Below are 8,582 nucleotides of genomic sequence, written 5' to 3'. Positions count from 1 at the left end.
ACGCTCTCCTGCTGGTCGACGTCGTCCCACGTCGCTCCGGGCGTGCCGGCCACCACGTCGACGAGGTCACGGTCCGACCAGGCGTGCACCGCCACCAGCGGCGCCCCGTAGCGGTCGGCGGCCTCGAAAGCGACGTCGAGGGCGTGCAGGCTCGCCCGCGAACCGTCGACGCCGACCACGACGGGACCGTCCGCACCGCGTCCGGCCTCGTCGGGGCCGGGGATCACCGCGACGGGGCAGCGTGCATGCGCGACCACCGCCGAGGTCACCGATCCGACCAGACCGCCGGTGAACTCGCCGAGCCCACGTCGGCCGAGGACGAGCATCCGTGCCCGGCCGGAGTGCCCGAGCAGCGCCTGTGCGGCCACCAGACTCGACTGCTCGGTGCGGACGGACAGGTCCGGGTGCTCCCGCTGCACGGACTCGGCGGCGGACGCCAGGTTCCGTCGCGCGGTGAAGCGCAGTTCGTCGACGAACGGCGACGAGGCGCCGATTCCGCCGGCGTTCGCGCTGGAGACGAGCAGCAGCGGCACGTCCGTGGCGGCGGCCTCGGCGGCTGCCCACTGCAGCGCGGCGCGCGCGGGCGCCGATCCGTCGATACCGACCACGATCGGCGCATCGTCCATTGCCCGCTCCTCAGTCTCGTCCCGGTTGTTCCGACACCAGTGTCGCCATACCCCGGTCGCTGCGCGGACGGTTGACGGAAACAGTTACCGTGCGGGGGTGCGCCGCGCTCCGCTGCCCGTCCGCGACGGCCTGAATCCGACCCGCCTGCGGCTGCCCGACGGCGGCTCCTGGGCGACGGTGGCGGAGTTCCTGTCGGCGCGGTTCCCCGCCGACGTCGCACGCGTGCGGGAGAAGGTCGCAGGCGGCGAGGTCGTCGACGGCGCGGGCACGGCGATCACCGAGGACACCCCGTACGCGGCGGGCCGATTCGTGTACCTGTACCGCGATTCGCCGGTCGAGGAGCGGGTGCCGTTCGAGATCGACGTGCTGCACCGCGACGAGCACCTGCTGGTGGTGGACAAGCCGCATTTCCTGGCGACGACGCCGCGCGGGTCGTGGGTGGCCGAGACCGCGCTGGTGCGGTTGCGCCGCGAACTCGACCTGCCGGAACTGAGTCCGGCGCACCGGCTCGACAGGCTGACGGCGGGCGTGCTGGTGTTCACCGTCCACGCCGGCGCGCGCCGGGCCTACCAGTCGCTCTTCGATGCGCGGCGGGTGGACAAGGAGTACGAGGCCGTCGCGCGGCACGTGCCCGGTATGCGGTTTCCGCGGGAGGTGCGCAGCCGCATCGTCAAGGAACGGGGCGTGCTGCAGGCGCGTGAGGTGCCGGGCGAGGTCAATGCCCTCAGCCGGGTCGAGCTGCTCGACACGGACGCCGGCCTGGGCCGTTACCGCCTGCTGCCACGCACCGGCAAGACGCACCAGCTGCGCGTCCACATGAATTCCCTCGGTCTGCCGATCCTCGGCGACAACCTCTACCCGAACGCATACGACGTTGCGCCCCAAGACTATTCGAACCCCCTGCAGCTGCTGGCCCGCGCGGTGGAGTTCGACGATCCGTACACAGGTCGGCGGACCCGCTTCGTCAGCGCACGAAACCTGGCAGCATGGAGGCACAGCACACCAGGACCCCGTTGATCGCGCGGGCTCACGTCTTGGAGGACCCCATGGATAACGGCATCGTTTCGCGCACCTACGACGGTCGCGTCGCCCTGCGCTTCCAGCATGCCTTCGCCCATCCCCCGGACCGCGTATGGCGGGTCATCACCGACCCCGAGTATCTGCGCGCCTGGTTCCCGGCCCGAGTGGAACTGGATCTGACCCCCGGTGCCCAGCTCGTCTTCCATGCCACCGAGCAGCAGGCCGAGCGCCTCGGGCTGCCCGCCGACCACACCGCCACGGGCACCGTCATCGCCGTGCACCCCGGACGCATTCTCGAATACATGTGGGACGCCGAGGTGCTGCACTGGGAACTGGTGCCGGACGGTTCCGGCGGCTGCTGGCTGACGCTCACGCACACCGTCGAGGACGAGGACTCTGCCTACGCACACGGTGCCGACTGGCACGCCGGATTCGAGGTCCTCGAAGCCCAGCTGGAAGGTCGCGACGTGGACTGGTCACCGGGAGATCGTGCCCGGGAACTCGCCGAGATGTACCGCAACCCGTCCGACTGACCTGCCCGCCCGGGACTATCCGGCCCCTCCGCTCCGGTCGACGAAGACCTCGTCGACCGGACGCCGCGACGTGGTCGGCAGCCCGCGGGCGCTGCGTGCCCCCAGCCGGATCACCACCTGAGGGAATCCTGCGACCTCCCCGGTCCGTGCCGTCGCCGTGCGCACGATGCCCCGGCTGGCCTCGATCTCCGTCACGTGGGTGAGCGGGCACGTCGCCAAGTGCGCCGCGGTGGCTTCGAGCAGCACCGCAGACATCGCCTCCCCGGCCCGCAGCCAGTCGATCCGTTCGTCGCTCCGGGTGCTCAGGACCGCCAGCGCCGACGCGTCCACCTTCGGCTGCACGGTGTCCAAATTCCCTGCGCCCGTGGGAAATCGACGCGCAACGTCGACGTCCCCGGCGGCTTCGTCGTCGAGCAGTGCGGATGCCGGAACGCCGGTGTCGCCGGGTTCCGCGCGACCGGTCCACCAGGCCAGCTCCTGCCGGTAGGCGTCGTCGCCCTCGCGGATCGCCGTACTCAGTTCCGACGCCCGCGCGAGATCCGAGCGGGCACCGGCGTCGAGGATCGACAGCGATGCACCCTCCCGGCGGGCGGCGTTCTCCAGGTCCACCAGGCTCTCGCGCAGGGTCGTGGGCGCCGCGAACGGCCGCCGGTCGGTGTGCCGGGCGTCGATCGCGAGGGCGAGGGCTGCGTCACGGGCGTCGACCGTGTGCGGCCGGTCGAAGTCGAGCACGGCCAGCAGGTCCGGCCGCGACGGATCCGGAAGCCGGGTCACCGTGGGGATCCACGACGCGGCGGACAGCGCCACGCGGACGTGGTGCAGCGCCGCACCGCAGCCGAGGAGCAGCTGCCGGCCGCCGGGATCGGTGCGACCGAGCATCCGCTCGGCCACGGCATACAGTTCGAGTCGTCCGCCCGTCCACTCCCAGCGCCACGGCTGGCTGTTGTGCAGGGACGGCGCCCGGCACGCCGACTCGACCGCATCGCGGATCGTGGCGACGTCCGGCCGGATCTCAGTGACCATCGCTGTCTCTCCCCCAGCCGCTCGACTCGACCGCCTGCCGCCCCACGGACTCGACGATCTGCGCCGCCCAGTTTCCGATCGCGTCCCAGTCCCGGAAGTCCCCGGTACGCCCTCCGGTCATGCGGGCGACCACGCGTTCGCCGGCACCGAGGACCTCCGGATCCAGCTTCCCGGCGAACATCCGGTGTTCCCGCGCGCCGGTGCGCTCCGACGCGTGCGACGCGTCGTACGGCCTGTTCACGGGCCGGTCCTGATCGCCGATGGGGCCCGAGGAGAACAGGAAGACCGCGCGCTCCCGCAGGGCGCCGGCATGCCGATCGACGAAGGTCTTCGCGGGGTGCAGCCAGTGCCCGAGGTAGACGGCGCTGCCGAGGACCACCGCGTCGTAGCCGTCCACGGCGTCGACCTGCTCGGGGGCGACGACGTCGACGCGCGCTCCCTTGTCGCGCAGGGCGGCCGCGAGAGCCGTGGCGATCTCCGTGGTCGAGCCGTGCCTGCTCGCCGCCGTGACCAAAATCCTCATCTGCGTCCTCCCCGGCCCAGGTTATTCGATGATCGCCCGGCGGGCACGCGGTCGGCCAGAGTCGAAGGACCCGCGCACAGGCCCCGCAGCGGCGTCCGGCGGCGGGGGCGCTGCGCCGATCGCCGGCGACAGGCGCAGGGGGGCGACCGGGTGGCAGAGTGGTCTGACGGACGCCGCCGACGCGCGCGGAGAACACCAGGGAACCTGCCGGAACAGGAGTCGGACGCATGACCATGCCGCCCAGGATCGACACGGTCGAGGAATCGGAACGCAAGTACACGGTCGGGCACGGGCAGCAGCTGCCGGACCTGTCGGGCCTGCCCGGCGTCGACGCTCACCCCGAACCCGAACTGCAGCAGCTGTCCGCGCGGTACTACGACACCGACGACCTGCGGTTGCTGCGCGCCGGGATCACCCTGCGCCGCCGTGAGGGAGGGCACGACGCCGGCTGGCACACGAAGCTCCCCGCCGGCACCGACACCCGGACAGAGGTGCGCTTCCCGCTGGGCGACGACACCGACCGGCCCCCGGCCGAACTGCTCGCCCTGTTGCGCGGGGTGCGCCGTGCGCGTCCCGTCACGCTCGCGGCGGCGCTGAACACGCAGCGGTGGCGCCACCGCCTGATCGACGAGGAGGGCCGGGTCCTCGCGGAAGTCGTCGTCGACGACGTCTCGGCGACGCGGGAGGAGGGCAGCGAACCGCAGCAATGGCGCGAGATCGAGGTCGAGCTCGCGTCGGGCGGCACCGAGCTGCTCGACGCCGTCGAGGAGCGGCTGACCGAAGCCGGAATCACGCGGGCACCGAGTCCTTCCAAGTTGCATCGGGCGCTGGCCGATCTGCTGCCGGCCGAGGAGCAGGTGCCCGGTCCGGCCGGACACCTGCGCGATTACCTGCGCGGCGAGCTGCGCACCCTCGAACTCGCCGAGATCGGCGTGCGCCGGGACGCTCCGGACTCCGTCCACAGCATGCGCAAGGCCCTGCGCCGGATCCGCAGCGCGCTGCAGACGTATGCGGGAACGTTCGCGATCGACGACGGCCTGGTCGAAGAACTGCGTTGGACGGGAAGGAAACTCAGCCCCTCGCGGGACCTGGAGGTGCAGTGGGAACGCCTCGTGGGCCGCATCGCGGAGGTGCCCGTGGAGGCGCAGCGTGAGGCCATCCGCGCCCGCGTCGACGAGTACTTCTCCGCCCGGTCGGACGCGGCGCGACTCGAGGCCGTCGCCGCCCTCGACTCGGACCGTTACGCGGCTCTGCTCGAGGCGCTCGACACACTGATCGACGGGCTCGCGGCGGGGACGGTCGGGTCCGGCGCCGGCCGGGAGGCACGGCAGGTCCGCCCGAAGGATCTCGACCGCGCGCTCGCGCGTCTCGCGAAGAAGGTCTCGCGCCGGGTGCGTCACGCCGGGGAGGCCGCGACGCACGCCGAGCGGGACGAAATCGTCCATCGGGCCCGCAAGGGCGCCAAGCGGATGCGCTACGCCATCGAGGTGCTGCGGCCGCTGCACCGCAAGCGCGCCGAACGCGCCCTCGATCACTTCGACGACTTCCAGGATCTGCTCGGCGAGTTCCAGGACTCGGTGGTCGCGCGCGAGCACCTGCTCGAGATGGTGTCCGAGCAGGAGCACACCGCCGAGTCGAGCTTCGGTCTCGGGATCGTCTACCAGCGCGAACTCGAGGTCGGCGAGGAGCAGGTCGCGCACCTCGAACGTGCCTGGAAACGGGCGCGGCGAGCATCGAAACCCCTGTGGAGGTGAACCACCCGCGTCCGGGTCCTTCTCCCCTGGCCGACCACCGCCGCGAGGGGGCATGCTGAGCCCGGACGACGGAAGGAGACGCCCGTGAGCACCCACGGAGAGATGCGGGCATGGCGGGTCGACCGGCCGCGGCCCGCGGCGGAACACCCGCTGCGGCCGGTTCGGGAACCGATCCCCGAACCCGCTTCCGGGGAACTGCTGGTGCGAGTCCTCGCGTGCGGGGTGTGCCGGACCGACCTGCACGTGAGCGAGGGTGACCTGCCGGTGCACCGGCCGCACGTCGTCCCCGGCCACGAGATCGTCGGCGAGGTGGTCGGCGGCGACGTCGGCACACACCGGGTCGGCGGCGACGTCGGCACACACCGGGTCGGCGACCGGGTGGGCATCCCGTGGCTGCGCAGTACGTGCGGCCGGTGCCGGTACTGCCTGCGCGGGGACGAGAACCTGTGCCCGAACTCCACCTACACGGGCTGGGACGCGGACGGCGGATACGCCGAATATGCCACCGTCCCTGCCGCTTTCGCCCTCCCCCTGCCGTCCGGGTACTCGGACGCCGAACTCGCCCCGCTGCTGTGCGCCGGCATCATCGGCTATCGGGCTCTGGAGCGTGCCGACGTTCCGGAAGGCGGCGTGCTCGGTCTGTACGGCTTCGGCGGCAGCGCCCACCTCGCCGCGCAGGTCGCTCTGGCCCGGGGTGCGCGCGTGCACGTCATGACCCGCGGCGAGACCGCCCGGCGGCTCGCTCTGGACCTCGGTGCGGCCTCGGCTCAGGGCGCATACGACGCGCCGCCCGAGCCGTTGAACTCGGCGATCCTGTTCGCCCCCGCCGGGGAACTGGTGCCCACCGCGCTCGCCGCACTGGACGCCGGCGGCACCCTCGCGGTCGCCGGCATCCACCTCAGCGACGTGCCGCCGCTGAACTATCAGCAGCATCTGTTCCGCGAACGGCAGGTGCGCAGCGTCACGGCCAACACCCGCTCCGACGCACGCGAATTCCTCGGCTTCGCGAACGAACACCACCTGCACGTCACCACCACCGCGTACGGGCTCGACCGGGCCGACCGCGCGCTCGAGGACCTGTCCGCGGGCCGTTTCGGCGGCGCGGCGGTCCTGGTTCCGTGAAACACTCGTCCTGCGCCCCGAGCGCGGAGAACGCACCGAGAAGGAGAACGAATGAGCACACTTGCCAACCGGAATGCCGTCGTAGCGGGCGTGGACGGTTCCGCCGTCGCCACGAGTGCGGCCCGGTGGGCGGCCGCCCTCGCCGCGCGGCTGGGAGCGCCCCTGCACCTGGTGCACTCGCTGCCCAGTGAAGGGATCTTCTACAGCGAGGCCGCGGTGCTCATCCAGTCGCAGATGGTCGACCAGCTCCGGGAGGACGGCGAAGCGATCCTGGCGAGCGTCACCGACGTGATCCGCTCCGACCATCCGGATCTCGAGGTGCAGGGCTTCATGGGGCCGGGCCCCGCCGCCAACTCCCTGCTCGAGGCCGCCGAGGACGCCCGGCTCGTGGTGATGGGCGCCACCGGCGCAAACGCCGTGGAGAACTTCCTGCTCGGCTCGACCGTGCTGCGCGTGGCCAACCACGCCCCGTGCCCGGTGGTGGTGTGGCGCGGCGACACCGAACGTCCGTTGCCGGACACCCGTCCCATCGTCGTCGGCGTCGACGGCAGTGAGCTGTCGACGGCGGCGGTCGGGCACGCCTTCGAGTACGCAGCCCTGTTCGGTGTACCGCTGGTCGCGGTGCACTCGTGGATCGGCGACGCGGCACTCGGCGTCGGCACGGTCGCGACGCTCGTGGACTGGGAGGCGGTGGGCGAGTCCGAATCCGCGGTCCTGGCCGAGACTCTCGCCGGCTGGCACGAGAAGTTCCCCGACGTGGAGGTCCGCCGCGTCGTGGACCGGGGTCCCGTCGCCAAGGTGATCCTGCGGCAGCTCGAGGACGCGCAGCTCGTCGTGGTGGGCAGTCACGGTCGCAGCCAGTTCACCGGGGCGCTGCTCGGGTCGGTGAGCCAGAATCTTCTGCACAACGCGCCCTGCCCGATCATGATCAGCCGCAAGAAGTGACGACCGTCCGGTGCCGCCCGTCCCGGGGCGGCGCCGGGCTCAGGCCGTCGCGGTCCCGAATGCCAGACCCACCGCGTACGTCACGATCATCGCGAGCGCACCGCCGATCACGACGCGGGACATCGCCCGCCCGCGCCGCGCCCCACCGAGCCACGCGCTGACCGAGCCCGTCAGGGCCAGCGCCACGAGCACCGACACGAAGGTGACGGGAACCCGCAGGTCCGCCGGCGGCAGCACGATCACGAGCAGCGGCACGAGTGCGCCGACGGTGAACGCGACCGCCGACGAGAGCGCCGCGGCCCACGGATTCGCCAGCGCCCCGGGGTCGATACCGAGTTCGACCTCGGCGTGTGCAGACAGCGCGTCGCGCTCGGTCATCTCCTTCGCCGCGGTGCGCGCCGTCACCCTCGACATCCCCTTGCCTTCGAGCAGCGCGGTCAGCTCCTCGAGCTCGGCGTCCGGCATCTCCTCGAGCTCGCGGCGTTCCTTGTGCAGCAGCGCCCGCTCGGTGTCCCGCTGCGCGCTGACCGACACGTACTCCCCCAGGGCCATCGACACCGCACCCGCCGCGAGGCCGGCGAAACCCGCTGTGAGAATGGTCGATTCGTCGGTGGTGGCGGCAGCGACACCGACGACGAGACCGGCCGTGGAGACGATGCCGTCGTTCGCGCCCATGACGCCGGCGCGCAGCCAGTTCAGTTTCGCCGAGATGCCGCCGGAATGCGGTTCGACGTCGGCGTGGCTGAGCGAGGGATCGGTCGACATGCCCTCAGGCTAGGGCGATTCCACCCGTCGCGGTAGCAATGCGAGCCTGTCCTTACCACGGCCGGGGGCCGAGTTCCCGTTCGAGCCACGCGCCGTCGGGAAGGCTGTCGCCGCTCGTGTCCACGACGCGCGCCGTGGGCCATTCGTCGCGCACGTGGAGCTGGTCGTCCAGGACCGCGGGCGTGGCATCCGACGCGTCGCCGCCCCGCTCACGCCGGGCCACGATGCGGCGGACCAGCACTGCCGGGTCCGCCCGGCACTCGATCTCGA

At 72.1% G+C, this 8,582-nt stretch carries 9 protein-coding genes and 1 pseudogene; 5 read left to right on the top strand and 5 right to left on the bottom strand.

Annotated features, from left to right (window positions below; all coding sequences use genetic code 11):
- Positions 1-626: universal stress protein (locus tag OEY_RS0110980; protein WP_010593926.1), on the bottom strand; the 626-nt coding region annotated here is incomplete at its 3' end.
- Positions 627-723: 97 nt separating this feature from the next.
- Here OEY_RS0110980 and OEY_RS0110975 point away from each other — a divergent pair.
- Together OEY_RS0110975 and OEY_RS0110970 are read left to right on the top strand one after the other, a co-directional pair.
- Positions 724-1,644, top strand: coding sequence for a pseudouridine synthase (locus OEY_RS0110975; RefSeq protein ID WP_010593925.1), 921 nt, complete (start codon positions 724-726; stop codon positions 1,642-1,644).
- A 29-nt stretch (positions 1,645-1,673) separates the two neighbouring features.
- Positions 1,674-2,180 (top strand): SRPBCC domain-containing protein, encoded by a 507-nt coding sequence (locus OEY_RS0110970; protein WP_003936463.1) that lies wholly within the window; start codon positions 1,674-1,676, stop codon positions 2,178-2,180.
- Positions 2,181-2,195: 15 nt separating this feature from the next.
- Here the strand turns inward: OEY_RS0110970 and OEY_RS0110965 are convergent, their stop codons facing one another.
- Together OEY_RS0110965 and OEY_RS0110960 are read right to left on the bottom strand one after the other, a co-directional pair.
- Entirely contained in the window at positions 2,196-3,203 is a 1,008-nt protein-coding gene (locus OEY_RS0110965; RefSeq protein ID WP_010593924.1) for an Acg family FMN-binding oxidoreductase, read from the bottom strand.
- Positions 3,193-3,726, bottom strand: coding sequence for a flavodoxin domain-containing protein (locus tag OEY_RS0110960; protein ID WP_026137801.1), 534 nt, complete (start codon positions 3,724-3,726; stop codon positions 3,193-3,195). Before OEY_RS0110960 ends, OEY_RS0110965 begins: the two co-directional genes overlap by 11 nt.
- 227 nt (positions 3,727-3,953) lie before the next feature.
- Between OEY_RS0110960 and OEY_RS0110955 the strand changes: the two genes are divergently transcribed.
- The 3 genes from OEY_RS0110955 to OEY_RS0110945 all read left to right on the top strand — a co-directional run bounded on the left by OEY_RS0110955 (position 3,954) and on the right by OEY_RS0110945 (position 7,547).
- The gene (locus tag OEY_RS0110955) at positions 3,954-5,480 is read left to right on the top strand and encodes a CYTH and CHAD domain-containing protein (protein WP_010593922.1); all 1,527 of its coding nucleotides are present in this window, start codon (positions 3,954-3,956) and stop codon (positions 5,478-5,480) included.
- A 102-nt stretch (positions 5,481-5,582) separates the two neighbouring features.
- Positions 5,583-6,602, top strand: a complete 1,020-nt coding sequence (locus OEY_RS0110950) for a zinc-binding alcohol dehydrogenase family protein (RefSeq protein ID WP_029539990.1) — start codon at positions 5,583-5,585, stop codon at positions 6,600-6,602.
- Between the two features lie 51 nt (positions 6,603-6,653).
- Positions 6,654-7,547, top strand: coding sequence for a universal stress protein (locus OEY_RS0110945; protein WP_010593920.1), 894 nt, complete (start codon positions 6,654-6,656; stop codon positions 7,545-7,547).
- 39 nt (positions 7,548-7,586) lie between these two features.
- Here OEY_RS0110945 and OEY_RS0110940 read toward each other — a convergent pair whose 3' ends face one another.
- Complete coding sequence (locus tag OEY_RS0110940; RefSeq protein WP_010593919.1) at positions 7,587-8,312, bottom strand: VIT1/CCC1 transporter family protein; 726 nt, start codon at positions 8,310-8,312, stop codon at positions 7,587-7,589.
- A 52-nt stretch (positions 8,313-8,364) separates the two neighbouring features.
- Positions 8,365-8,582, bottom strand: a pseudogene (locus OEY_RS28315) (gluconate kinase); the annotation flags it as partial.

It is taken from the genome of Rhodococcus sp. P14 (assembly GCF_000256505.1).
Lineage (GTDB): Bacteria > Actinomycetota > Actinomycetes > Mycobacteriales > Mycobacteriaceae > Rhodococcus > Rhodococcus ruber.
Note: the sequence above shows the minus strand (reverse complement) of the source record. Positions and strands in the feature narration are given on the sequence as shown.